22 protein-coding genes are annotated in these 25181 nt (G+C 63.5%); 13 read left to right on the top strand and 9 right to left on the bottom strand.

The features are described from left to right. Positions 1–23: 23 nt before the first annotated feature. Positions 24–887, bottom strand: a complete 864-nt coding sequence (locus tag RTH74_RS12495) for a YicC/YloC family endoribonuclease (RefSeq protein WP_316914880.1) — start codon at positions 885–887, stop codon at positions 24–26. A 139-nt stretch (positions 888–1026) separates the two neighbouring features. On the opposite strand from RTH74_RS12495, the gene rph reads away from it, so the two are divergent. Genes rph through RTH74_RS12480 form a run of 3 tightly spaced genes read left to right on the top strand, consistent with a single transcriptional unit; the run spans position 1027 to position 2889 of the window. Beyond that, entirely contained in the window at positions 1027–1746 is a 720-nt protein-coding gene (rph, locus tag RTH74_RS12490) for a ribonuclease PH (RefSeq protein ID WP_316914879.1), read from the top strand. A 27-nt stretch (positions 1747–1773) separates the two neighbouring features. Beyond that, on the top strand, positions 1774–2145 hold the full coding sequence (locus tag RTH74_RS12485; protein WP_041980405.1) for a DUF4870 domain-containing protein: 372 nt from the start codon (positions 1774–1776) through the stop codon (positions 2143–2145). Positions 2146–2169: 24 nt separating this feature from the next. Further along, positions 2170–2889 carry a hypothetical protein gene (locus tag RTH74_RS12480; RefSeq protein WP_316914878.1) on the top strand — a complete coding sequence of 240 codons (720 nt, stop codon included), beginning with the start codon at positions 2170–2172 and terminating at the stop codon, positions 2887–2889. A 43-nt stretch (positions 2890–2932) separates the two neighbouring features. Here the strand turns inward: RTH74_RS12480 and RTH74_RS12475 are convergent, their stop codons facing one another. Continuing rightward, the gene (locus tag RTH74_RS12475; protein WP_061238319.1) at positions 2933–3712 is read right to left on the bottom strand and encodes an exodeoxyribonuclease III; all 780 of its coding nucleotides are present in this window, start codon (positions 3710–3712) and stop codon (positions 2933–2935) included. 92 nt (positions 3713–3804) lie between these two features. On the opposite strand from RTH74_RS12475, the gene pyrE reads away from it, so the two are divergent. Together pyrE and RTH74_RS12465 are read left to right on the top strand one after the other, a co-directional pair. Next, positions 3805–4446: an orotate phosphoribosyltransferase gene (gene pyrE / locus RTH74_RS12470; protein WP_099526712.1), complete on the top strand. Its 642-nt coding sequence runs from the start codon at positions 3805–3807 to the stop codon at positions 4444–4446. A gap of 21 nt (positions 4447–4467) precedes the next feature. Further along, the gene (locus RTH74_RS12465) at positions 4468–5070 is read left to right on the top strand and encodes a DUF4124 domain-containing protein (protein WP_106735139.1); all 603 of its coding nucleotides are present in this window, start codon (positions 4468–4470) and stop codon (positions 5068–5070) included. Positions 5071–5151: 81 nt separating this feature from the next. Here the strand turns inward: RTH74_RS12465 and argB are convergent, their stop codons facing one another. The 4 genes from argB to coaBC form a co-directional block, all read right to left on the bottom strand. Further along, positions 5152–6057, bottom strand: coding sequence for an acetylglutamate kinase (gene argB / locus RTH74_RS12460; protein ID WP_099526710.1), 906 nt, complete (start codon positions 6055–6057; stop codon positions 5152–5154). 24 nt (positions 6058–6081) lie between these two features. Then, the gene (gene algC / locus RTH74_RS12455) at positions 6082–7476 is read right to left on the bottom strand and encodes a phosphomannomutase/phosphoglucomutase (protein WP_316915087.1); all 1395 of its coding nucleotides are present in this window, start codon (positions 7474–7476) and stop codon (positions 6082–6084) included. Between the two features lie 1235 nt (positions 7477–8711). Then, positions 8712–9167 carry a dUTP diphosphatase gene (gene dut, locus RTH74_RS12450; protein WP_074682220.1) on the bottom strand — a complete coding sequence of 152 codons (456 nt, stop codon included), beginning with the start codon at positions 9165–9167 and terminating at the stop codon, positions 8712–8714. Between the two features lie 2 nt (positions 9168–9169). Beyond that, the gene (gene coaBC / locus RTH74_RS12445; RefSeq protein ID WP_316914877.1) at positions 9170–10378 is read right to left on the bottom strand and encodes a bifunctional phosphopantothenoylcysteine decarboxylase/phosphopantothenate--cysteine ligase CoaBC; all 1209 of its coding nucleotides are present in this window, start codon (positions 10376–10378) and stop codon (positions 9170–9172) included. 284 nt (positions 10379–10662) lie between these two features. On the opposite strand from coaBC, the gene radC reads away from it, so the two are divergent. Beyond that, a complete protein-coding gene (gene radC, locus RTH74_RS12440; protein WP_256836069.1) occupies positions 10663–11337 on the top strand; it encodes a RadC family protein in 675 nt (224 codons plus the stop codon). Between the two features lie 44 nt (positions 11338–11381). Here the strand turns inward: radC and RTH74_RS12435 are convergent, their stop codons facing one another. Continuing rightward, positions 11382–12959 carry an ABC transporter substrate-binding protein gene (locus RTH74_RS12435; RefSeq protein ID WP_316914876.1) on the bottom strand — a complete coding sequence of 526 codons (1578 nt, stop codon included), beginning with the start codon at positions 12957–12959 and terminating at the stop codon, positions 11382–11384. A gap of 345 nt (positions 12960–13304) precedes the next feature. Between RTH74_RS12435 and rpmB the strand changes: the two genes are divergently transcribed. The 3 genes from rpmB (at position 13305) to RTH74_RS12420 (ending at position 15141) form a co-directional block, all read left to right on the top strand. After that, positions 13305–13541: a 50S ribosomal protein L28 gene (gene rpmB, locus RTH74_RS12430; RefSeq protein ID WP_016495372.1), complete on the top strand. Its 237-nt coding sequence runs from the start codon at positions 13305–13307 to the stop codon at positions 13539–13541. 10 nt (positions 13542–13551) lie between these two features. After that, positions 13552–13707, top strand: a complete 156-nt coding sequence (rpmG, locus tag RTH74_RS12425) for a 50S ribosomal protein L33 (RefSeq protein ID WP_003464575.1) — start codon at positions 13552–13554, stop codon at positions 13705–13707. Between the two features lie 219 nt (positions 13708–13926). After that, a complete protein-coding gene (locus tag RTH74_RS12420) occupies positions 13927–15141 on the top strand; it encodes an HDOD domain-containing protein (RefSeq protein ID WP_316914875.1) in 1215 nt (404 codons plus the stop codon). Here the strand turns inward: RTH74_RS12420 and RTH74_RS12415 are convergent. Beyond that, positions 15129–18008 carry an EAL domain-containing protein gene (locus tag RTH74_RS12415; protein WP_316914874.1) on the bottom strand — a complete coding sequence of 960 codons (2880 nt, stop codon included), beginning with the start codon at positions 18006–18008 and terminating at the stop codon, positions 15129–15131. The genes RTH74_RS12420 and RTH74_RS12415 overlap by 13 nt on opposite strands. A gap of 368 nt (positions 18009–18376) precedes the next feature. Between RTH74_RS12415 and RTH74_RS12410 the strand changes: the two genes are divergently transcribed. The 4 genes from RTH74_RS12410 (at position 18377) to RTH74_RS12395 (ending at position 24630) form a co-directional block, all read left to right on the top strand. After that, positions 18377–19453 carry an FAD-dependent oxidoreductase gene (locus tag RTH74_RS12410; RefSeq protein ID WP_099526704.1) on the top strand — a complete coding sequence of 359 codons (1077 nt, stop codon included), beginning with the start codon at positions 18377–18379 and terminating at the stop codon, positions 19451–19453. A gap of 364 nt (positions 19454–19817) precedes the next feature. Next, positions 19818–21389, top strand: a complete 1572-nt coding sequence (locus RTH74_RS12405) for a methyl-accepting chemotaxis protein (protein WP_316914873.1) — start codon at positions 19818–19820, stop codon at positions 21387–21389. A 407-nt stretch (positions 21390–21796) separates the two neighbouring features. Continuing rightward, positions 21797–23164, top strand: a complete 1368-nt coding sequence (locus RTH74_RS12400; RefSeq protein WP_316914872.1) for a glutamine synthetase family protein — start codon at positions 21797–21799, stop codon at positions 23162–23164. A 152-nt stretch (positions 23165–23316) separates the two neighbouring features. Continuing rightward, entirely contained in the window at positions 23317–24630 is a 1314-nt protein-coding gene (locus RTH74_RS12395) for an FAD-binding oxidoreductase (RefSeq protein WP_316914871.1), read from the top strand. Between the two features lie 107 nt (positions 24631–24737). Here RTH74_RS12395 and RTH74_RS12390 read toward each other — a convergent pair whose 3' ends face one another. Further along, positions 24738–25163 (bottom strand): GNAT family N-acetyltransferase, encoded by a 426-nt coding sequence (locus tag RTH74_RS12390; protein WP_316914870.1) that lies wholly within the window; start codon positions 25161–25163, stop codon positions 24738–24740. Between the last annotated feature and the right edge of the window lie 18 nt (positions 25164–25181).

The following is a 25181-nucleotide window of genomic DNA, read 5'->3' as shown; positions in this document are numbered from 1 at the left end:
AGATAGCAGCCGTCTGGCTGGCGTTACTCGATATTCTGAACCTGCTCGCGCATCTGCTCGATCAGGACTTTCAAATTGACCGCAGCCTGCGTGCTGCGCGGATCGAACGCCTTGGAACCGAGGGTGTTGGCCTCGCGGTTGAGCTCCTGCATCAGGAAGTCCAGGCGCCGCCCGGCAGCGCCGCCCGCCTTGAGCACGCGGCGCACTTCGCTGACGTGAGTGCTGAGGCGATCCAGCTCTTCGGCCACGTCACTTTTCTGCGCCAGTAGTACCAGCTCCTGCTCCAGACGTTGCGGATCGAGTTCGGCCTGCATTTCAGCGAAGCGGGTTTCGATCTTCTGGCGCTGGCCGGCTAGCATCTGCGGCACCAGTTCGCGCAGAGCGGCGACCTCGTCGAGGATGCTGTCGAGGCGCTCGTTGAGCAGCTTGGCCAGCTCGGCACCTTCGCGGGCGCGGCCGGCCTTGAGTTCGCCCAGCGCCTGGTTGAACAGCTGCAGAGCTGCGGCGTTGAGGGCTTGCGGGTCTGCCGAGTCGGCCACCAGCACGCCGGGCCAGGCCAGCACTTCCAGCGGGTTGAGCGGAGCCGGTTGCTGGATCAGCGCAGCGACCTGCTCAGCGGCAGTGATCAGCTGGCGAGCGCGTACGCTGTCGACCTGCAGTTGCTTGCCGGCACTTTCTTCCGCGAAGCGCAGGGTGCATTCCACCTTGCCGCGCGACAGACCCTGGCGCAGCGCTTCGCGCACCGCGCCTTCGAGGTCGCGGAAGGCTTCCGGCAAGCGCAGGTGCGGCTCGAGATAGCGATGATTGACCGAGCGCAACTCCCAGCTCAGGGTGCCGTGGGCGGTTGCCTGCTCGTTGCGGGCAAAGGCCGTCATGCTATGAACCATGGGATACCTCGTGGAAGTCGGCTCGAAAAACGCAAGATTGTAGCGCAGTGAATCGACCCTACCCAATTCGGCATGTCGCCGCAGTCGCCCGACCTCTATAATGCGCACTGTTTTCACTTAATGAAGTAGGTATCGCTCGATGAAACGTCCCAGTGGCCGCGCCGCCGATCAGTTGCGCTCGATTCGCATCACCCGCAACTACACCAAGCACGCCGAGGGCTCTGTGCTCGTGGAGTTCGGCGATACCAAGGTGATCTGCACCGTCAGTGTCGAATCCGGCGTGCCGCGTTTCCTCAAGGGCCAGGGCCAGGGCTGGCTGACCGCCGAGTACGGCATGCTGCCGCGTGCCACTGGTGAGCGTAACCAGCGTGAGGCCAGCCGCGGCAAGCAGGGCGGACGTACCCTGGAAATCCAGCGCCTGATCGGCCGTTCGCTGCGCGCAGCACTGGACATGACCAAGCTGGGCGAGAACACCCTGTATGTCGACTGCGACGTGATCCAGGCTGACGGTGGCACTCGTACTGCCTCCATCACCGGCTCCATGGTGGCGCTGCTCGATGCCCTGAAAGTGCTGAAGAAGCGTGGCGCGCTGAAGGGCGAGCCGCTCAAGCAGATGATCGCAGCAGTGTCGGTTGGCATCTATCAGGGCGAGCCGGTGCTGGATCTGGACTACCTGGAGGACTCAGCCGCCGAAACCGATCTCAACGTGGTAATGACCAATGCCGGCGGCTTCATCGAAGTGCAGGGCACTGCCGAAGGCGCGCCGTTCCAGCCTGACGAATTCAATGCCATGCTGGCACTGGCACAGAAGGGCATGAACGAGATCTTTGAACTGCAGAAGGCCGCTCTGGTCGACTGAAACCCGTAACGAGCAAGGAGCACCAGGATGAATGACGATATGCAAAACCCGCTGCCGACGCCCAGTCAGGAAGCGCGTCAGTGGGCCATGTTCTGTCACTTCGCCGCGTTTCTCGGCCTGGTGTTCCCTTTCGGTAATCTGCTCGGCCCGCTGATCGTCTGGCAGATCAAGAAGGATTTCGACCCCTTCGTCGATGCGCAGGGCAAGGAAGCGCTGAACTTCCAGATCAGCGTGGCGCTGGCCGCTGTGGTCTGCTTCATCCTGATGGTGGTGGTGATCGGCTTCCCGCTGCTGATGCTGCTGGGTCTGGCCGCGTTGGTGCTGACCATCATCGCCGGTATCAAGGCCAATGAAGGGCAGAACTATCGCTACCCGTTCAGCTGGCGGCTGATCAAGTAATTCAATGGAGTTGGACGGCCGGGGGTGACCTCCGCCATGTCAGGGAAGGATAGTTTGATGAACGTGCGAATGTTGATGCCGGCTCTGTTTCTGACAGTGCTAGTCGGCTGCGGTGATGCTGCTCGGACGCTGGCCGAGCAGACGAAACTGCAGGCTTTGAGGATCGAAGCTGCGCAATTGCACGACGCGGGGCAGTCGCGGCAGGCGATTGCCAAGTTCGAAAAGGTAGTCGATAGCCCGATCGCAACGGATGCGGAGAAGGCTCATGCGCTTCGCTTCATCTCGCTGGGCTATTACGAGCTGAATGAATTTCCGCGTTCAGGCGAGTACGCGGCCAAGGCTGCTGCCTACTACCCGCAGGGTTCCTACGATTACCTGGTGAACATGGCCGACGCCGACCTCATGCAGGGGCGCGTACCTGAAGCCGCTGCCAAACTGGAGCAGGCGCAGGCCATGGAACCACGTGGTCTGGCGGCCAATAACGTACTGGGTCTGCTTTATCTGGGCGACAACGGTGAGCAGTATGCCGATTATCCCAGGGCGCTTGCCTATAATCGTGCGGCTTTCGAGATCGAGCCGGGGCGTATTACCGAGATCGCCTTGGTGCGTAACTACCTGGCTCTGCATGAATATGAGCAGGCGCATGTTCATCTGCTCGATCTGAGCCGACGCTATGCCGATGACATGCTTATACGCGACCTGCTGGAGCAGGCTGAGAATGGTCTGAAGCAGGATCGCGAGTGACAAGAAAAAGCCGGCGATAAGCCGGCTTTTTCGTATCCGTCGTTCAGATGCTGAGAATCCAGTCGTAATCGACGATCAGCGGCGCATGCTGAGAGAAGCGCGGCTGGCGCGGCAAGCGGGCGCTACGCACGCTGCGGCGCATGCCCGGCGTGAGCAGCTGGTAGTCGAAGCGATAGCCCAGGTTGAGCATCTCGGCCTGCTCGTTATCCGGCCACCAGCTGAACTGGTCGCCTTCACGGCTGACTTCGCGCAGGGCATCGACATAACCCATGTTGCCAACCACCTCATCCATCCAGGCGCGTTCGGGCGCCAGGAAGCCTGGTGATTGCTGGCAGTCGCGCCAGTTCTTCACATCCATCTTCTGGTGCGCTACATGCAGCGAGCCGCAGTATATGTACTCGCGACGCTTGCGCCGTTGCTTGTCCAGATAATGGGTGAAGTCATCCATGAACTTGAATTTCTGATTCAAGCTCTCGTCACCGTCCCGCCCGCTTGGCAGCAGCAGGGTGGCGATACTTACCTTGTCGAAATCGGCCTGCAGGTAGCGCCCGTAGCGATCGGCCATCTCGAAGCCGAGGCCGCTGATCACCGCCTTGGGTTGCAATCGCGAGTAGAGCGCCACGCCACCTTGGCTGGGCACTTCACCGTCGCATGCATAGAGGAAATAACCATCCAACTGGAAGGCTTGGTCGTCCATTTCAAAGGCGGAGGCACGGGTGTCTTGCAGGCAGATCACGTCGGCATTCTGGGCTTGCAGCCAGCTGAGCAGACCTCGCTCGGCCGCAGCCTGAATACCATTCACGTTCACACTGATGATCCGCATAAATGGCCCCCAAAAACACGTGCGTGTATGATACCCGAGCTCACCAGCATTAGCTAAATTCCTAGCCAAATCCGTGCCGTCCGGGACTTTTCATGCAAGCGTACCAGCGCGATTTCATTCGTTTTGCCATCGAGCGCGGGGTTCTGCGTTTTGGCCAGTTCACCCTCAAGTCCGGGCGCACCAGCCCCTATTTCTTCAACGCCGGCCTGTTCGACAGCGGTCTGGCGTTGGCGCAGCTGGGACGTTTCTACGCGGCAGCCATCGTCGACAGCGGTATCGACTTCGATGTGTTGTTCGGCCCGGCCTACAAGGGCATTCCGTTGGCAGCGACCACTGCCGTGGCACTGGCCGAACATCATCAGCGCGATCTGCCCTGGTGCTTCAATCGCAAGGAAGCCAAGGATCATGGCGAAGGCGGTACCCTGGTCGGTGCGCCACTCAAGGGCCGTGTGCTGATCGTCGATGACGTGATCACCGCCGGTACCGCGATCCGCGAAGTGATGCAGATCATCCAGGGCCAAGGCGCACAGGCTGCCGGCACCTTGATCGCGCTGAACCGCCAGGAGCGGGGTCAGGGCGAGCTGTCCGCCATCCAGGAAGTCGAACGCGATTTCGGCATGCCCGTAGTGAGCATCGTGTCACTCGAACAGGTACTGGAATATCTGGCAGGGGATGCTGAACTGAAGCAATATCTGCCGGCTGTCGAAACCTATCGCGCCGAGTACGGAATCTAGCCCTAGCACAAGGTAGTCCTGATGCCTGCACCGTTCCTGACCCGCTGTACGCTGCTCTGTAGCTTGCTACTGCCGCTGTCTGGAGTGGCTGCCGAGCTGTATCGCTACGTTGATGACAAGGGCGTGACGGTGCTCAGTCGCCAGGGTGTGCCGCCCGAGTTCATCGGCAAGGGTTATGAGGTACTTAATGACCAGGGCCGTGTCGTGCGAGTGATCGCGCCGGCCCCAACGCCTGAAGAGTTCGCCCGTATGCAGGCGGACAAGGCTCGCGCCAGCAGTGATGCCCAGCTGCTGCGGCTGTACGCCAATCTCGATGATGTCGACCGTGCTCGCGAACGCAAGCTGGCCGAGCTCGACAGCGTCACCAGCGTCGCTCGCGGCAACCTGCAGTCTGTGCGTACCCAGCAAGCCAACCTGCAGAGCCAGGCCGCCGACCACGAGCGTGCCGGGCGCCAGGTCCCGGAGCACTTGCTAGCGCAGATCAATAACCTCAAGGAAGAGCAGCAGCGTCTGCAGCGCGATATCGCCCGCTACAAGGAAATCCGCACTCAAGCCGAGGCTGGTTTCAGCGCTGATCGCGCGCGCTTGGCCGAGTTGTTTGGCGAACCGCAGAAAAAACCTTAGGGCTTTTGGAGGCTCTGGGGTAGTCGTATGACCCTCTCCCGGAGGGAGAGGGTCATCAGAAGGCCGCGTAACGGCCGTTTTTTAAGGGCGCTTGCGGTTGCTGATCATGGTGCCGTTGCCGATATCGGTGAAGATTTCCAGCAGAACGGCATTCGGCACGCGGCCATCGATGATGTGCGAGCTGGTCACGCCACCTTGCACAGCTTCCAGAGCGCATTTGATCTTGGGCAGCATGCCGCCATATATGGTGCCGTCGGCGATAAGCTCGTTGACCTGCTCGGTGGTCAGGCCGGTGAGTACCTGGCCCTGTTTGTCCATCAGGCCGGCGATATTGGTCAGCAGCATCAGCTTCTCGGCTTTCAGCGCTTCGGCCACCTTGCCGGCTACCAGGTCGGCGTTGATGTTGTAGGACTCACCGCTCGGGCCGACGCCGATGGGGGCGATGACCGGGATGAAATCGCCCTTGACCAACATGTTCAGCAGGTCGGTGTTAACCCCGGTGACCTCGCCGACATGACCGATATCGATGATTTCCGGTTGGGTCATTTCAGGCGTCTGCCGGCTGACCGTGAGCTTCTTGGCGCGGATCAGGCCGGCATCTTTACCGGTCAGGCCGATGGCGCTGCCGCCATGCTGGTTGATCAGGTTGACGATGCTCTTGTTGACCTGCCCGCCCAGCACCATTTCCACCACATCCATGGTGGCGGTGTCGGTCACGCGCATGCCGTCGATGAAGTGACTCTCGATGGACAGGCGTTTGAGCAGATCACCGATCTGCGGCCCACCACCATGCACCACCACCGGGTTGATGCCGACAGCCTTCATCAGCACGATGTCGCGGGCGAAGCCCTGCTTGAGCTCCTCGCTTTCCATGGCGTTGCCGCCGTACTTGATCACCAGGGTCTTGCCGACGAAGCGGCGGATATAGGGCAGGGCTTCGGACAGTACCTTGGCAACTTGGGCAGCGGCGTCACGCTCGAGGGTCATGCAGGGGCTCCTGAAACAAATCGGTCAAAAGGGCAGTTGCAGGTCGGGGGCGACCTTGAGCAGTTGCGCGCGGAACACGTCCTGGATGCGCTCCAGCTCTTCCTGGGTGTCGGCCTCGAAGCGCAGCACCAGCACTGGTGTGGTGTTGGAGGCGCGGATCAGGCCCCAGCCCTTGGGATAGTCGACACGGACACCGTCGATGCTGGTGATGTTCGCTTCGCCCCATTGGCCTTCACGCTGCAGGCGCTCGATCATGCCGAACTTGGTCTGCTCGGTTACCTTGATGTTGATTTCCGGCGTGGAAATATCGCTGGGGAAGGCACTGAACACCTGCTCGGCGTTGCGTTTTTCCAGGCTGAGAATTTCCAGCAGACGGGCAGCGCTGTAGATGCCATCGTCGAAACCGTACCAGCGCTCCTTGAAGAAGATGTGACCGCTCATCTCGCCGGCCAGCAGGGCGCCGGTTTCCTTCATTTTCTTCTTGATCAGCGAGTGGCCGGTCTTCCACATCACCGGGCGACCACCGTAGCCGCTGATCAGCGGGGTCAGGCGACGGGTGCATTTGACGTCGAAGATGATGTCGGCGCCAGGGTTACGCGAGACCACGTCCTTGGCGAACAGCATCAGCAGGCGGTCGGGGTAGACAATATTGCCGGTGTTGGTCACCACGCCGACACGGTCGCCGTCGCCGTCGAAGGCCAGGCCCAGGTCGGCGTTTTCGGATTTGACGCGGGCGATCAGGTCGACCAGGTTCTCCGGCTTGCCCGGGTCCGGGTGGTGGTTGGGGAAGGTGCCGTCTACTTCGCAGAACAGCGGAATCATGCTGCAGCCCAGGGCTTCGATCAGTTGCGGGGCGATCACGCCAGCGGCGCCGTTGCCGCAGTCCACCACCACCTTGAGCGGCTTGGCCAGGGCGATGTCGTCACGGATGGTCTTGAAGTAGCGCGGCAGCACGTCGACCTGCTGCACGCTGCCGACGCCTGTGGCCAGGTCGTTGTTGTCCAGGCGGGTCTTCAGAGCGAGGATCTGCTCGTTGGCCAGGGTGTCGCCAGCGATGATGATCTTGAAACCGTTGTAGTCCGGTGGGTTGTGGCTGCCGGTGAGCATCACGGCCGAACGGCCTTCCAGAACGTTGGCGGCGAAGTACACCACCGGGGTCGGCACCATGCCGATATCGGTGACTTCGCAGCCGCAGTCGAGCAGACCTTGTACCAGTTGCTGCAGCAGTTCGGGGCCGGAGAGGCGGCCGTCACGGCCGACGATGACCTTGGGCTCGCCCTGAGCCAGGCTCTGCGAGCCGATGGCGCGGCCGATCCAGTAGGCGTATTCGGCTGTCAGGGTGTCGCCCACCACGCCACGGATGTCGTAGGCGCGGAAAATGTCGGCGGGAAGTTTCGGGGCGCTTTGGCTCGTGCTCATTGCGGGGCTCTGCTCCAGTCCCAGGAGATCCTGGTCTTCATCGAGAATGTCGATATCGAGGATATCGGTGTCCTGAAACAGCGGGTCGACCAACTCGGCTGGCTTGGCTGCCGGCTGAGCGGCGGGGGCCGCGGCTGTTCCTTTAGTGGGGGTGCTGCTGCCTTCAGGGCTACTGCGGCGCGGCAATCGCGCCAGGCTTTGAGCCAGCGCATCGAGCGCCGGAATTCTGAGGCTGAAGGCTTTGACGTTCTTACCCGCAGAGAGTTCTTTGATCATTTGCCCAAGCTGCTGGGCGTCGAGATTGACGCGCCGCTGCAGCGCGCCCTGAACCAGGATCATGCCGATCAGGGCTCCGCCCACTGCAAGCAGGAACGCGAGGCCGAGCATTGCCGGAGCAATACTGCCTTGAGTCAGGCTGGGGCCGGGGGTGAAGCTGATCTTCCAGTAAGGGTTACCGGTAGAGAAGGTCTGCGCAGCGGCAGCGTCGCCTGCCTGGCCGCGCTGTAGGAGCACCTGTGCCGGCGTGTTGGCGAACTGCTGCACCAGTTGCACCTGGCCATACTCGGCAGGTAGCGCCGGCACAGCTGCGAGTACGCGCTGCAGGTCGAAGGCCAGCAGCAGCGTACCCTGGGCCGGCTGGCTCTCACTCAGGCGTAGCGCCACGGCGCTATAGGCCAGCCAGCGCTCACCCACACGATAGGCTTCGATGGCGGCTTGCTGTCCGCTTTCAGTGCGGCGCAGCATATCCAGACCGGCGAAGTTCATCGGCGCGGCACGGGAGGTGTTCTGTACCGCTTCGCCGCGGCGATTAAGGTGGGCATCGATCACGTCGTCCCAGTAGCCCAGGCGCCGTTCGGCTTCGCTGACCCGCAGGTTGTCGCCGCTCTGCAGTGCTTGCAACAGCTCAGGGTTGCGAGCCGCGGCGAGGCTGTCGGCATGCAATTGCTTGAGCGCCTGCTGCACGGCAGCGGCCTGGCTGGTGCCGATGGCCTGCACCAGCTCTGTCTGGCGTGCCTGGCTGCTGCTGTTGTCGGCAAACCACAACAACGCGGCGCCTGCGGCCCCGCCGATCAGGGCAGCCAGCAGGCCGGGTAGCAGTACGCCCAGCGAGGGGTTCGCCGTTTTGCCCTTGGGCTTGCTCGGCACCAGGCTGGCAGCCGTGTCGGCTTCCTTGGCAGTACGCTTGAAGAGTTTCACGTGGGTGCTCCTCGGCGGGTCGTCCTGTGGGGTGTGAATCAGTGGCTACCGGAGTGGCCGAAGCCGCCAGCACCACGTTGGGTCTCGTCGAACTGCTCGACCAGCTCGAAATGCGCCTGCACCACCGGTACCAGCACCAACTGCGCGATGCGCTCGCCGATGGCGATGGTGAACGGCGTCTGGCCGCGGTTCCAGCACGACACCATCAGCTCGCCCTGATAGTCCGAGTCGATCAGGCCGACCAGGTTGCCGAGCACGATGCCGTGTTTGTGGCCCAGGCCCGAACGCGGCAGGATCATCGCCGCCAGGCCTGGATCGCCGATGTAGATCGACAGGCCGGTGGGAATCAGCACGGTCTGGCCTGGCTCGAGGACGATCTCTTCCTTGAGCATGGCGCGCAGGTCGAGGCCGGCGGAGCCTGGCGTGGCGTATTGCGGCAGCGGGAATTCCTGGCCGAGGCGAGGATCGAGGATCTTGGCTTGCAGAGCGTGCATGGTCAGTTCTTGTTCAGTCGTTCGGCGATAAGGGTGATCAACTGGCGGGCGATCTTGCCCTTGCTGGTCTGGGCGAAGCTGGTTGGCTGCAGCCCACGGTCGATCACGGTGATGGCGTTCTCTTCACTATTGAAGCCGATGCTGGGGTTGGCCACATCATTGGCGACGATCAGATCGAGATTCTTGTCGCGCAGCTTGCGCGAGGCGTATTCCAGCAGGTTCTCGGTCTCGGCGGCGAAACCCACGCTGAACGGGCGATCCTCGCGGCCTGCGATGGTGGCGAGAATATCCGGGTTGCGCACCATTTGCAGGAGCATCCCTTCGCCGCTGGTGGGGTCTTTCTTCAATTTGTGCTGCGCGACCACTTCCGGGCGGTAGTCGGCCACCGCGGCGGCGGCGATCAGCACGTCGCAGGGCATGGCGGCTTCGCAGGCCGCGAGCATGTCGCGGGCGCTGACCACGTCGATGCGGCTGACCCGATCCGGCGTTGGCAGGTGCACCGGGCCGCTGACCAGGGTCACGCGGGCACCGGCTTCGGCGGCGGCCTCGGCCAGGGCGAAGCCCATCTTGCCGGAGCTGTGGTTGGTGATGTAGCGCACCGGGTCGATGTTTTCCTGGGTCGGGCCGGCGGTGATCAATATGTGCAGGCCGTCCAGTGCCTGGCGCTGGAAGCAGTCGGCGGCCAATTGGGCGAGATCGGTGGGTTCGAGCATACGGCCGAGGCCAACATCACCGCAGGCCTGGCTGCCGGAGGCCGGGCCGAACAGGCGCATGCCGCGATTTTGCAGCAGTTCGAGGTTGGCCTGGGTGGCTGCGTCGCGCCACATGGCCTGGTTCATCGCCGGAGCCAGGGCAATCGGCGCATCGGTAGCCAGCACCAGCGTGGTCAGCAGGTCGTTGGCCACGCCCTGGGCCAGGCGCGCGATGAGGTCGGCGGTGGCTGGCGCGATGAGGATCAGATCGGCCCAGCGCGCCAGCTCGATATGGCCCATCGCGGCTTCGGCGGCGGGGTCGAGCAGGTCGAGGTGCACAGGGTGGCCGGACAGGGCCTGCAGGGTCAGCGGGGTGATGAACTCGCGCCCGCCCTGGGTCATCACCACACGGACTTCGGCACCTTGATCCTTGAGTCGGCGAACCAGTTCGGCGCTCTTGTAGGCAGCAATACCGCCCCCGACGCCGACGATGATGCGTTTGCGATACAGCCGCTGCATAGGCTTGCCTTTTATAAACCGGTGGATGTGCGCCACGTGACCAACGCCTCCCCAGGCCGGCCCCGTGTAAAAAGATGGGCTACGATAGCACAGCGCCCGCAGCGGAACAGCGGGCGCCTGGCTAGATGAGGCACCTCTGAAAAACGTAGGCGAGGCAGCCAGCACAAGGCAAAAACAAGCGAAAAAGCGGAGTTTACGTGCTGTAAATGAGCATTTTGAGCTTGTTTTTAACGCAGTGATGGCAACGCAGGTAGTTTTTAGAGGTGCCGTACAGGGAGGTGTACATGAGCATTCGTGACTGGCCCGCGGCAGAGCGCCCGCGGGAGAAATTGCTGGAGCAGGGCGCGGCGTCGCTGACCGACGCCGAACTGTTGGCGATCTTTCTGCGTACCGGAGTGACCGGCAAGAGTGCGGTGGACTTGGCGCGCTACCTGCTGAGCGAGTTCGGCAGCCTGAGAGCGCTACTCGAAGCCGATCTGGCTGGTTTCAGCCAACACCTTGGTCTGGGGCCGGCCAAGTACGCACAGCTACAGGCAGTGCTAGAGATGTCGCGGCGCCATCTGGCCGAACGCCTGCGTCGTGATTCAGCGCTGGAAAGCCCGCAAGCCGTGCGCGATTACCTCAAGGCGCAGCTGCGTCACGAACCGCACGAAGTATTCGGCTGCTTGTTCCTCGATGCCAAGCATCGGGTGTTGGCGTTCGAGGTGCTGTTTCGCGGCAGTATCGACAGTGCCAGCGTTTATCCCAGGCAGGTGGTCAAGCGGGCGCTGGCCAACAATGCCGCCGCCGTCATCCTCACCCATAACCACCCATCGGGCGTGTCGGAACCCAGTCAGGCCGACCGCGTGCTGACTCAGCGGCTCAAGGATGCTCTGGCGCTGGTCGAAGTGCGCGTGCTCGACCACTTCATCGTTGGCGATGGCGATCCGCTGTCGATGGCCGAGCTGGGCTGGATGTAGCTGGTTCGGCTGTAGGGTGGGCTTCAGCCCACCACGATGGCGCCTTATGGTGTGATCTGCACCGAGGCGAAATCCTGTCGGCCGAACGGGCTGACCTTGTAACCCTGCACCTTCTCGCTGAGCAGCGCGAAGGCGGTGGGGTGGGCCAGCGGCAGCCACAGCGCCTGCTCCTGAATGATCTGCTGCGCCTGGTGATAGAGGCGGCTGCGCTCGCTCTGGTCGCTGCTGGTTTTGCCATCAGCGATCAGCTTGTCCAGCGCCTCATCGCAAAAACGGGCGAAGTTCAGACCTGACTCGACCGAAGCGCAGGAAAACTGCGGAGTGAGGAAGTTGTCCGGGTCGCCGTTGTCGCCTGCCCAGCCCATGAATAGCAGGTCGTGTTCGCCGGCCTTGGCGCGGCGGATCAGTTCGCCCCACTCGATCACGCGTATTTCAGCGTCGATGCCGACCTTGGCCAGGTCTGCCTGCAGCAGTTGCGCGCCGAGGCTCGGGTTGGGGTTGAGCAGGCTGCCGCTGGGGCGCGTCCAGATGGTGGTCTTGAAGCCGTCAGCCAGGCCTGCTTCGGCCAGTAAGGCGCGTGCTTTTGCAGGCTCGTGCGCGTAGCCGGGCAGTTCGCTGGCGTAACTCCAGGTGTTCGGTGGGTAGGGGCCGTTGGCGGGCTCGGCGCTGCCTTCGAACACGGCCTTGACGTAGCTGGCCTTATCGAACGCCAGGTTGATCGCCTGGCGCACCTGCGGCTTGTCCAGCGGCGCATGCTGACTGTTGATGCCGACGAAGGCGGTCATGAAGGCGGCGGTCTGTGCGCTTTTCAGCTTGGTGTCGCCAGCGATGGCCTGCACGTCCTGCGGTTTCGGTGACAGGGCGATCTGGCATTCGCCGCGGCGCAGCTTCTGCAGGCGCACGTTGCTATCCGGGGTGATGGCGAAGATCACTCGGTCCACGCCCGGCTTGCCAGCGAAGTAGTCCGGGTTGGCGCGGTAGCGCACCACGGCATCCTTCTGGAAACGCTCGAAGACGAACGGACCGCTGCCCACCGGCGCGCTATTGAGCTTCTGCGGGGTGCCGGCGGCCATCAGCTTGTCGGCGTATTCGGCGGAATAGATCGAGGCGAAGCCCATGCTCAGGGTGGCGAGGAAGGTGGCGTCGCGGCGATTCAGGGTAATGCGCACGCTGTGGGCATCCGGCGCCTCGACCTTGGCGATCAGGCTGGGCCACTGCATCGACTGGGCGTGTGGGTAACCGCTGGCGGCCACCGCATGCCAGGGGTGCTGCTCGTCGAGCATGCGCTGGAAGCTGAACAGCACGTCCTGAGAATCGAGGTGGCGGCTGGGCGTGAAGTCGGCGCTGTGGTGAAATTGCACGTCGTCGCGCAGCGTGAAGTCGTAGACCAGGCCGTCGGCGGAGATCGACCAGCTGCGCGCCAGGCTCGGCAGTAGCTTGCCTTGCTCGGCGTCGAATTCGACCAGGCGGTTCATCAGCATGTCTGCCGAGGCATTGGTAGTGGTCAGCGAGTTGTACTGCACCACGTCGAAACCCTCAGGGCTGGCTTCGGTGCATATGCTGAGGGTGGCAGCCTGGGTCAGGATCGGGGTGCACAGTAGAGCAGCGAGCAACAGGCGCATGGTGAGGTCCTCATTCCTGGCGTTGACGGCAAGCTTGCAACCCTAGTCGATTTGCCGGGCGCTGAATACCTGATCGAGGCGACGAGCGGTCAAATCTTGAGCAGGCCCCAACGGGCCGGCCCCCGGCGGGTCTGCTGACCCGGGATTGTGTTTTATCCTGCGGTTTTCCTTGTTGCTCCCAGGGCTTTCTGGTATAAAGCAGCGCTCTTTTCTAGGGGCCCGGTTCTTGCGCTATCCAGTGCGCCCGGTAAGACCCTCGAGAAACGCGGCGCCGAGCGCCAATGACATTGAGTTTAAGCGGCCAACCCATGCCGGGTTGGGCATGTGGTTTTAGAGGGCTGAGGCATGTCGAGAGTCTGTCAAGTTACCGGTAAGGGTCCGGTAACCGGGAACAACATTTCCCACGCAAACAACAAAACCCGTCGTCGTTTCCTGCCGAACCTGCAGCACCATCGCTTCTGGGTCGAGTCCGAGAAGCGCTTCGTGCGTCTGCGCGTATCTGCCAAAGGCATGCGTGTTATCGACAAGCGTGGCATCGATGTAGTGCTGTCCGAGCTGCGCGCTCGCGGCGAAAAGGTTTAAGGAGAGAGTCATGCGTGAACTGATCCGTTTGGTGTCCAGCGCCGGTACCGGCCACTTCTACACCACCGACAAGAACAAGCGCACCACCCCTGACAAGATCGAAATCAAGAAATTCGATCCGGTCGTACGCAAGCACGTGATGTACAAGGAAGCCAAGATCAAGTAATTGATCGGCTGCCTGACGAAGAAGCCCGCCTTTTGGCGGGCTTTTTTATGCCTGAGATTTTTGTCGTTGCGCAATTTCCAGGGCAGTCTGCCAATGCCGGCTGACTTCCCGTAAAGCCGCGGTTTAGACTGCGCCGTTACAATGGAGCTGACCTCTTTCTCAGGTTTGCACGGAATGCCGGCGCAAGCGCTCCCCCTTCGCTATCGTCCAGAGGCTCGCATGACCGCTTCAGCTCACCGTGTGGAAGTTCTGATCGCCGAGGCTGACCCCTGGACGTCCAACCTGTTGCAGCAGTTGGTGCTCGACGTGCGCAGTGATGCTCACGTGCTGCAGTTCAGCGATGGCCAGGCAGCACTGGCGCGCTGCAAACGTCGCCTGCCTGATCTGGTGATCGCTGATGGCGAGCTGCCGGGGCTCGATGGTCTGGAGTTGCTGCGACAACTGCGTCGGCATCCACGTACACCAGCGCTGCCGTTCGTACTGATCAGCGGCCGTCTGGATGCCAGCAGCGTGCGGGCCGCAAGGCCACTGGCGCCCAGTGCTTACCTGGGCAAACCCTTCAATGCTGAAAGCCTGCGTCAGCGTCTGCTGGCACTACTGCCCTCACCAGTGGCTACGGTAGTGGTGCGTCAGCCGCTGCTGGTCAGTGACCTGCGCGACTTTCTCGATACGGTGCGCGAAGAGGGGCAGGGTGCGCCGTTGCTCAGCGACGTGCGCAATGCCGTGAGCCAGGGGTTGCAGACCGGCGAGCAGGACCTCGGCGAGCTGGAGGCCGTGTTCGGCAGTGACCCGCAGATCACCGCGTTGCTGATCGCCGCCGCCAGTACCGCCGCGCAGCATCAGGGCGTGCCTTGTCATACCCTGGCCCAGGCACTGCATCGTTTGGGTGTGGCGCGCACGCTGAACCTGGTACTCGGCCTGGCGGTGCAGCGCAACGCCCAGTTGCGTGACCCGCGCCTGGCCGAACTGGCCAGCCACACCTGGCAACAGGCGCGGCGCAGTGCCGAGCTGGCGCGCTGGCTGGCGTTGGAACTGAAGCTGGATGCCGAGTTGTGTTACACCGCTGGCCTGCTGCACAACCTGGGGGAGCTGGCGCTGCTGCGCAGCCTGCAGGACTGGCAGGAATCTGGCGGTGAGTTGAGCGATGAGCAGATCGCCGATGCGATGCCGCGCCGCTCGGCGAGCTTCGGCTCGGCCTTGCGTATCCGCTGGCGTCTGCCCTTCGGTCTGCGCGAGTTGATCGCGGCGTTCTACGGCCTGGGCAGTGGCGTGTTCTCGCGTGAGGCACTGGTGCTCAACCTCAGCGGCTTGCTGCTGGCGCTACCGGCCAACGAAGCACCTGAAAGCCTGGTCGAGGCGCGTTGCGTGCGCATGTTGCGATTGGACCCGGCGCTGCTCGAGCGCTTGCCGGCGGCGCTCTATCAGGCCTCCTGAGTGCCGTGGCGACGCGCATCGTCGGCCAGTTGCCGCAAGGGCTGCGGGCGACCAACGAAGTAGCCCTGAGCGTAGTCGATACCCAGGCGGCGCAGGCAGTCCAGGCTGGCCTGGGTTTCGACGAACTCGGCGACGGTGAGCAGCCCTAGTTGTCCGGCGATCTGGCGCATGGAGCCGACCATGGCCTGGTTGATCGGGTCGTTCTCGATGCCACTGATGAAGCTGCCGTCGATCTTGAGAATATCCAGCGGCAGGTGACGCAGATAAGCGTAGGAAGCGAAGCCGCTGCCAAAGTCATCCAGGGCGACTTTCAGCCCCTTGCTGCGTAGCTCCTCGATCCACTGGGCGGAGACGCCCAGCTCACCCAGGGCGACCATTTCCGTCACCTCGATACACAGTTTGCCGGGCGGCAAGCCGTGGTACTGCAGTTCGTCCTGCAGCAGGCGATGGAAGGTGCAGTCGAGCAACGAGCTGGCGCTGAGGTTGACGTTGACCTGGGCCAGTTGCGCCAGGTGCCGTGGGTTGGCTGCCAGCCAGGCACACAAGTGCTGGACGACCCAGCGGTCGATGGCGCCGAGAAAATCGTAGCGCGCCGCCGCGTCGAGAAACTGCGCCGGGCTGATCCACTCGCCGCTCTGTGGGTCGCGGTAACGCAGCAGCACTTCATAGTGCAGGCCGCTGGCCGCGTTCTGCAGCGCCTGCACCGGTTGGAAGAACAGCTCGAAATGACCGCGCTCGGTGGCCTCGCGCAGGCGGGTGATCCACTGCAGTTGGCGTTGATGTTCGAGCAGGGCGCCGTCGGCCGGGTTGAACTGCTGCACACGGTTGCGGCCCTGATGCTTGGCCAACTGGCTGGCGCTGCTGGCCCAGTTCAGCGCGGTTTCCCAGTCGCGTACGCCGGAGCTGAGCGCGAGCATGCCGATACTGGCGTGCAGGCGGAAGGGCCGTCCTTGCCAGGTGAAAACGAACTGCTCGACGGCTCGGCGCAACTGCTCGGCCTGGCTCAGCGCGGCGTCGTCATCGACTTCACGCAGGAGAATAGCGAACTCGTCGCCGCCAACGCGGGCCAGCTCGGCATGGCGCGGTAGCTGATGCAGCAACTGGCCGGCCAGCTGTTTCAGCAACTGGTCGCCGGCCGAATGGCCGAACAGGTCGTTGACCTGCTTGAAGCGATCCAGCCCCAGCAGCAGCAGGTGGCTGAAGCGCCGTTTGGCTGCGCCGCTGAGGGTTTCCGAAAGCAGTCTTTCCAGCTCGCGACGATTCAGCAGGCCGGTCAGGGCATCGTGGGCGGCCAGCTGTTGCAGGCGTTCTTCCAGTGCTCGGCGCTCGCTGAGGTCGACCACGATGCCTTCGATGGACTCCTGATGCGGGCGCAGGTGCAGCGACAGGTAGACCCAGCGGGGGCGCTGCTCGAGGTCGTACAGCTGGCACTCGCAACTGACCGCGCCGGCCTGCACGTCAAGTTGCAGCAGCAGCCAGCGCCACTGGGTTTCCCCCACCAGGCTCTGCAGGGACAGCTGGCTGAGATCGTCCGGCAGGGTCTCGCTGCCAAGCAGGCGCGCCAGGCTCGGGTTGGCTTCCAGCAACTGGCCGTCGCGCTGGCAGCGGAAGATGCCTTCGCCGCTGTGGCGGAACAGCGCCTGGTACTGCTCCAGATTGTCGATGGCCTGCTCCTGGCTGCTCAGCAGCACGCGGCGTACGCGTTCCAGCTGCTTGTCGAGCAGGGCGCCGAACAGCAGCATGCTCAGCGCCGGCAGGTAGGCATACAGCGCATAGAAGCCGGCAGGCAGCGGAATCAGCCCGGCGCGGCTCAGCGGCACCAGCAGCATCAGCACCAGCGCCGCGCTCCAGCACACCAGATAGCCGGGCGCGTAGGGACGGCGCTGATGGACGCCAAGCACCATCAGCAGCAGTTGGTAAAGCCCGGTGGCCAGGGTCAGCAGGTTGAGGGTCTGATAGGCGTGGGGGTGGTCGACGAAGACGCCGCCGAGGCTGACCAGCAAGGTGGCCGCGAACAAGGCGTCGCGCAGCCAGCGCATACGGCCCAGGTGCAGGCCCAGGGCACTGGCGATGAACAGCGAGCTGAAGATCATCATCCCGGCAGTGGGCAGGTTGACCAGCAACTTGGGCAGCAGCGACCACTGCGGCCAGAGCAGGCCGGCCAGGTTGTACAGGCTGGCGTTGTACAGCGCCACGCACAACGAGGTGAGGCTGAAGTAGGCCAGTTGCGCTTCGCGCAGGGTGCTGTACTTGACCAGATAGAACAGCGCCAGGGCGAGCAGTGCACCGATCAGCAGGCCGCTCTGCAGCCAGCTGTAGGCGATCAGTTGTTGGCCCTGCGCGGCGCCGACTACCTGCAGCGGCAGGTTGATCGCCGAATGACTCTCTACGCGCAGCAGCAGGCTGTGAGGGCCTTCGCCCAGACGTGGCAGGTTGAGCAGGAACTGGGGGTAGGGCTCGCCACGCTGGGCGAACGGACGTTTTGCACCGCTGTACAGCGGGCCGAGCGGCGTGTCGCCGTCGAACAGCCAGATCTCCAGGTCATCGAGGAAGGTCTGGCCAATGATCAGTTGCAAGCGTTCTGCCGGCGGTGTCTGCAACTGCACGGCAAGCCACCAGGCGCTGCGGGTGTAGCCGATGCGCGCAGTGCCGTGCACCTCTTGGCCTTCCTCGCCTATGCGCTGCAATACTTCGCTGGCGGTCAAATGGCCGCTGGGGTCTTCCAGCAGCACACTGCGCTCGATGCTCACTGGCGATACCAGATCGGCGGCACTGAGCTTGAGCAACGGCAGCGCGCTATCCGCCCAGGCCGGTATGACGCAGGCCAGGCAGAGCAGCAACAGCAGTGAGCGAAACGGGCGGAGCATCCAGGGCGCCTCATGGCTACTACGAGGGCGCCGAAGTCCGATGGACACTGTTCTGTCTGAGGAGCGGTCGGGCGCATGTGGATTCTAGCCGACTACTGGCGTGATGATTGCGCTGCGAGTCTCATCCGTCTGGATCGCGCGACGAATGACGGCTTACAGCACGTCACAAGTTTCTTGCGGTCAACGGTTGCGGTTACGCGGGTGTAACGACACTCTCTTTGCCCGAGTGTGACTTTGCTGTGTCGTGGCAGGCGTCAGAGCCCGCAGAATGGTCTGCCCTGCTGCACGAGCATGAATTGGACTATCGAGCTTTCAAACGCTGTGCCGGCCAAGTGCCGAGCCAGTACCGCGACGGATGCAATTAACGCATGACCCAGTACGACCTGATTCTGGCCGGGGCCGGCCATGCCCACCTTGGTGTGTTGCGCCGCTGGGCGTTGGTGGAGCGCCCGCCAGGCCGTATCGCCTTGCTCAGCCCGGGCCCGGAAGCCTGGTACGCCGGCATGCTGCCGGGGCTGATCAGCGGCCGTTTCAGCCCGGCAGATTGCCGCGTGGAGCTGCAGCCACTGTGCCGCGCGGCCAAGGTAGACCTGATCGAGGGCGAGATCGCTGCGCTCGATGCCGATGCGCGCATCCTGCAACTCGGCGATGGTCGTAGCCTGCAGAGCGAGTGGTTGTCGCTCAACGTCGGTGCCGGTATGGCCATTCCTCCGCAGCAGGGCGATGGCATGCAGGTGCTGGCTGCCAGACCCATCGAGCGGCTGCTCGAAGGCTGGCAGCAGTGGCAGGCCGAGCCACGCCGCATGGCGATTCTCGGTGGTGGCGCTGGTGGGGTGGAACTGGCTCTGGCCCTGGCCGACAAGGTGCCGGCGCTGGCACTGTTCTGTGGCGGATCGTTGCTCGACGGGCTGGCCCCCGGGCTGCGCCTGCGCGCGCTGGGGCATCTGCGTCAGCGTGGCGTGCAGGTGCGCGAGCACTGCCCGATCGGCCGAATAGAGGATGACTGGCTGCTCAGCGGCGATGAACCGGTATGGCGCGGACGGCGCCTGCTGCTGGCCAGCGGTGCGCGTCCCTGGCCGTGGCTGACGGCGAGCCAGCTGGCCAGCGACGCCGCTGGATTCATCGCCATTCGCCCAACCCTGCAATGCGAATCCCACGCGCAGATATTCGCCGTCGGCGACAGCGCCAGCCTCGATGGTATGCGCCGCAGCGGCCGTTTCGCGGTGCGCCAGGCACCGGTACTGAGCTTCAACCTGCAGGCCGCGCTGCAGGGGCGCCCGCTGCGCCCGTATCGCGCGCAGTGGCAGAGCCTGGCTCTGCTCGCCACTGGCGACGGCGGGGCGCTGCTCGGCTGGCACGACTGGAGTGCCGGCGGGCAGTTGTACGGTCATTGCAAGGACTGGCTGGACCGGCGTTTCGTGAAACGCCATCGCATGGTGGGGTAGCTGGCCATGGAAGCCGAGGCGTAGTGGTCTTGCGGCCGTCCGCTAATGTCACCGGGTTAAGCGTCGATACAGTAGATGTGTTCCTGGCAAGGGTTGCTCTGGAGGCCTTTTCGATCAGCCTACCACGGGCCTGACCGTCTAAATTCATGGCAGTGTGCTACCAAAGTTTTATGGTGCTGGTGCTTCCAAGCTGCTCGAATCCCGGTCATGGTGCCCGACCTGCACACGCTTATTTTTCGTCGGGCCTGTCTTACGCGTAGCCTGCTGCCCAGGTTGCGTGGGATATTCAAGGAGAGAACCCGCCGTGACCCCGTCCGCCTACAGCGCCTCGCCGCGCACCAGAACAAGAACTCTGAGGTCGGTCATGCAAGCTGCCTTTGTCCGTTCACCTGTTGCCTGTCTTCTCCACGCCCTGGGGCTGGCTGCGTTGATGCTGGTCTACCAGCAGGTGCAGCTACCGCCCTATGTCAGCGTGTTGTCTTTCCTGCTGCTGGCGCTGTGGCCCTGGCTGGGACCATGGCAGCGCCGCGACGACGGTTTGCCCGCCACGCAGCAGGTCGCCAGCGCTGACTTCGTCGAGCTCAGCCGCGGGCTGTCGCGTCACACCTGTCACAACGCGCTGTCCGCAGCCAAGGTGGCCCATGCGGTCAAGCACCTGGCCAGTCGCCTGCAATCGCAACTGACGGCGGTGCAGCAGGTCAGCCAGGCTGCCGAGGCCATCACCCACACCGAGCAGGACAGCGCCGCCCGCGCCGAGCACACCTTGAGCGCGGCCCGACATGTGCGTGATGCCAGCGCTAACGGTCAGGCCGAACTCAATCAGGCCATCGAGCGCATGCAGCAACTCAGCGCGCAGACCCTGGCCAGCCGTGAGCTGATCGACGGTCTCGGCAGCCGTACCGAACAGATCGAACAGGTCACCCAGGTGATCCAGTCCATCGCCAGCCAGACCAACCTGCTGGCACTCAATGCGGCCATCGAGGCCGCGCGCGCCGGTGAGATGGGCCGGGGCTTTGCCGTGGTCGCCGACGAGGTGCGCAACCTCGCTGCGCGCACCGCCAGTGCCACCGAGGAAGTCAGCCAGATGATCGCCGACATTCGCCAGCAGAGTACGGCGGTGGTCGCGCATATCCAGCGTCAGAGCGTCGAGCTGGAGCAGGCGGCGCAGCAGATAGAAACGGCCGGCAGCCGTCTGCACGGTATTGCCGACCAGGCCGAGGAAGTCGAGCAGCAGGTGGCGCAGATCAGCGCCGGCACGGCGGACAACCACCAGCGTCTGGCCAGCCTGTCGGCTGCTGCGTTGCAATTGCAGGACGACGTGCAGGGCAGCGAAGGGCAGACGCGGCAACTGGCCGATGCTGCCGAACAGTTGGTTGGCCAGGCCGAGACGGTCAGCGAGCAGCTCGCCGAAGTGGGCCTGGATGATTACCACCAGCGCGCCTTTGACCTGGCCCGCGAAGGCGCAGCAGCGATCGCGGCGCAGTTCGAGCAGGACCTGCAGGTCGGTCGCATCAGCCACGATGATCTGTTCGACCGTCGCTACCAACCAATCGCCGGCACCCAGCCACAGAAGTACCGCACCCGCTTCGATCAGTACGCCGACCAGGTGCTGCCGGCGTTGCAGGAGCCCTTGCTCAAGCGCCATGAAGGGCTGGTCTTCGCCATCTCCACCACCCCGGAAGGCTACGTGGCGACCCATAACGCCGCGTTCAACCACCCGCCCAGCGGCGACCCGGCGGTGGATGCGACCCGCAGCCGCGGCAAGCGCCTGTTCAACGACCGCACCGGCATCCGCTGCGGCAGCCACAAGCAGGCGCTGCTGCTGCAGACCTACATGCGCGATACCGGCGAGCTGATGCACGACCTGTCGGTGCCGATCATGGTGCAGGGCAAGCATTGGGGCGGTTTGCGTCTGGGCTATCGACCGGAGCCTTAAGGTGCGCACGGCGCACCCTGCGGGGCGGTGTTGGTTCGTCAGTGGATTGTTTAGTCAGCGCACAACCAAGCGTATGAAAAACCCGATTTAACGCACCTCAAGCCCTGTGCGACGCTGCCAAACCATGATCTCCCTGGCCTGCCAAGTCCATGTTCCGCTGTACCGCGCTCCCGCGCGGCGGCGCTTGTTGGAGCGGTTAAACCCGCTGCTGACGATCATTCTCGCCTTCTGGGCGCTGTGGCATTGCCGCCACGCCCGCCCGCCGGACGCCGTCCCCGCCCGCTGAATACCGATGGCTGCGCCATGCCCGCAGCCGCTGCTATCACCTTGTCTGCCTGTGCAACCTGTTCACGAATCGAACGGGCCGTGCGGACACCGAGCGCCGAACTGGCGCAAGCGAGCGCAACATGACGACTTTCGCCCCTGTTCAGGAAGCTCAAGATTTCCTGGCCAACAATCCCGATATCGAGCTGATCGAGCTGTTCATTCTCGACGCAAATGGCGTTCCGCGCGGCAAGCTGCTGCACCGCGAGGAATTGCTGGCGCTGTACCAGAGCGGCCGGCCGCTGCCGAGCACCATGCTCGGCCTGTCCATCCAGGGCGAGGATGTCGAAGATTCCGGCCTGGTCTGGGAGGTGGGCGATATCGATTGCCGCGCCTATCCGCTGCCCGGCAGCCTGGTTCGCCTGCCCTGGCGGCAGATGCCCACCGCCGCCGTGCAGGTGTCGATGCACCCGACCGAAGGCCTGCCGGCCACGCCGGCCGATCCGCGTCAGTTGCTGATCCGCGTGATCGAGCAGCTCGAAGCCGAGGGGTATTACCCGGTGATGGCCTGCGAGCTGGAGTTCTATCTGCTCGACCAGAAGCGTGATGCCGAGGGGCGCCCACAGCCGGCGCTGGACGCCGACGGCGGTCGTCCACGGCAGACCCAGGTCTACGGCCTGCGCGAACTGGAACAGATCGAGCCCTTCCTGCGCGACCTCTATGCCGCCTGCAAGGCGCAGGGCATTCCCGCGCGCACGGCGATTTCCGAATACGCCCCCGGCCAGGTGGAGATCACCCTGGAGCATGGCCCGGTGCTGGCGGCGATGGATCAGGCGGTACGCTACAAGCGCCTGGTCAAGGGCGTGGCGCACCGCCACGGCATGCAGGCCTGCTTCATGGCCAAGCCGTTCGACCATCTGGCCGGCACCGGCATGCATATGCATGTGAGCCTGGCCGATGCGCAGGACAACAACCTGTTCGCCAGCGAAGATCCTGCCGGCACGCCGCTGCTGCGCCAGGCGGTTGGCGGCATGCTCGCCAGCCTGCTCGACTCGCTGCTGCTGTTCTGCCCCAACGCCAACTCCTACCGACGTTTCCAGGCCAACAGCTATGCGCCGCTGGCGCCAACCTGGGGTGTGGATAACCGTACCGTCAGCCTGCGCGTGCCGGGCGGGCCGGCCAATACCCGGCATGTCGAGCATCGTATCTGTGGCGCCGATGCCAACCCCTATCTCGCCGCGGCGGCGATTCTTGCCGGGATTCACCGTGGTATTCGTGATCGTCTCGACCCAGGCGCGCCGGTGGAAGGCAACGGTTATGCCCAGGCCAAGACTCTGCTGCCGACCGAGTGGCTGGCGTCGATCCAGGCACTGGAGCGCTCCAACTGGGCGCGTGATGCCTTTGGTGCCGAATTCCTCAAGGTCTTTCTCGCCGTCAAGCGTGCCGAGTATCGCCAGTTCATGGGGGAAGTCGGTGAGCAGGATTGGCGCTGGTATCTGAGCAACGCCTGATGGCCCTTATTTGAAATAGTCGCGGCTAAAGCCCCTCCCACAAAGTGCGGAGATTGTGGGCGCCCCCTGTGGGAGGGGCTTTAGCCGCGAAGACTGATTCATCGGTGCGCACAGCGCACCCTACGGCGGCATAGCCGCCCCAAGGACATGCAATGAACGCGATCAAGCAAACCGTCAAACCCGCCGCCGAGCGCGCGCCGTCTTACTACTCGGCGTCGCTCAACTTCGAGACCGACTACCCGACACTGCAGGGCAGCGTGACCGTCGACGTGGCCATCATCGGCGGCGGTTTCACCGGCATCACCACGGCGGTAGAACTGGCCGAGCGCGGCCTCAAGGTCGCCGTGGTGGAAACCAACAAGGTCGGCTGGGGTGCCAGCGGGCGCAACGGTGGTCAGGTCACCGGCAGCCTCTCCGGCGACGAGGCCATGCGCAAGCAGATGCGCAACACCCTCGGCGAGGAGGTGGATGACTTCATCTGGCACCTGCGCTGGCGCGGCCACGAGATCATCAAGAACCGCGTGGCCAAGTACGGCATCGACTGCGACCTCAAGCACGGCCATCTGCATACGGCGATGAAAGCCAGCCATATGGACGAGCTCAAGGCCACCTACGACGAAGCGCTGCGTCGCGGTATGGGCGGCGATGTCACCCTGCTCGATGCGGCTGGCGTGCGCGCTCAGCTGGGCAGCGAGCTGTACTGCGGCGCGCTGAAGAACACCCGCAACATGCACCTGCACCCGCTAAACCTGTGCCTCGGCGAAGCCAAGGCCGCCGAGAGCCTGGGCGCGCTGATCTTCGAGCATTCCGAGGTGCTGGATATCGTCCACGGCCCGCGTCCGGCGGTGGTCACCACGGGCGGGCGTATCGAGGCCAAGCAGGTGCTGCTGGCTGGTGACGTCTACCACAAGCTGGAGCGGCGCAAGCTCAAGGGCATGATCTTCCCGGCCATGGGTGGCATCGTCACCACCGCGCCGTTGGGCGAGTTGGCTCGCGAGATCAACCCGCAGGATCTGGCGGTATACGACTGTCGCTTCGTGCTCGACTACTACCGCCTGACCGGTGACGGTCGCCTGCTGTTCGGCGGCGGCGCCAACTACTCCGGGCGCGATTCGCGCGATATCGCCGGCGAGCTGCGCCCGTGCATCGAGAGCACCTTCCCGCAGCTCAAGGGCGTGCAGATCGACTTCCAGTGGAGCTGTGCCATGGGCATCGTGATGAACCGCATCCCGCAACTGGGCAAGCTCTCGAGCAATGTCTGGTATTGCCAGGGCTACTCCGGCCACGGCGTGGCCACCACTCACATCATGGGCGAGATCATGGCCAAGGCGATCACTGGTGATCTGGAGCAGTACGACACCTTCGCCGCCTGCAAGCACATCAAGGTGCCGCTGGGCGACCAGCTCGGCAACCCGATGCTGGCAGCCGGCATGTGGTACTACCAGATGCTGGAAAAGCTGCGCTGAAGCGCAGGGGATGACCCGGGCGGTAGCAATTGGCGGCAGTCGTGCTCCGCTCGGGTCATCGACTTAGAGATGATGGGAGTCATTTCTAGAGCGGCCTGGCGCTTACATCAGCTCTCTGCAGGCCGCGGGCGTTTGTAAGCCATACCAACAGAGCGCGGCGCTGTGTGAACGAAGCCAAATTGCGCGTACAGGTCTTGTGCTGGCCCATCCGCAATAAGGCTCACGTAGCCACTTTCCGGCACATGAGTTTCGATGAACTGCAGAATCTCGCCCATGATGCGCTTGCCGAGCCCTTTGCCCTGATGTTCCCTGAGAACGGCGATGTCCACGACTTGAAAGAAACAGCCTCCGTCACCGATCAAGCGGCCCATTCCAACGGGTTGGCCGTCATGCAGGATTTGCACGGCAAACAGGCTGTTAGGTAAGCCACGTGCGGCGGCCTCATCGGTCTTTGCGCTAAGGCCAGAGCCGACTCGAAGCGCTTGATAGACCTGAGCGGATGGCGTTTCCAACAGGCAGGAGTAAATGCTCAATGGGATCTCCGAACTAGA

Source organism: Pseudomonas sp. zfem001 (genome assembly GCF_032621725.1).
Taxonomy (GTDB): domain Bacteria; phylum Pseudomonadota; class Gammaproteobacteria; order Pseudomonadales; family Pseudomonadaceae; genus Aquipseudomonas; species Aquipseudomonas sediminis.
The sequence above is the reverse complement of the archived record's forward strand: the minus strand, read 5'-3'. Positions and strand labels throughout refer to the sequence as shown.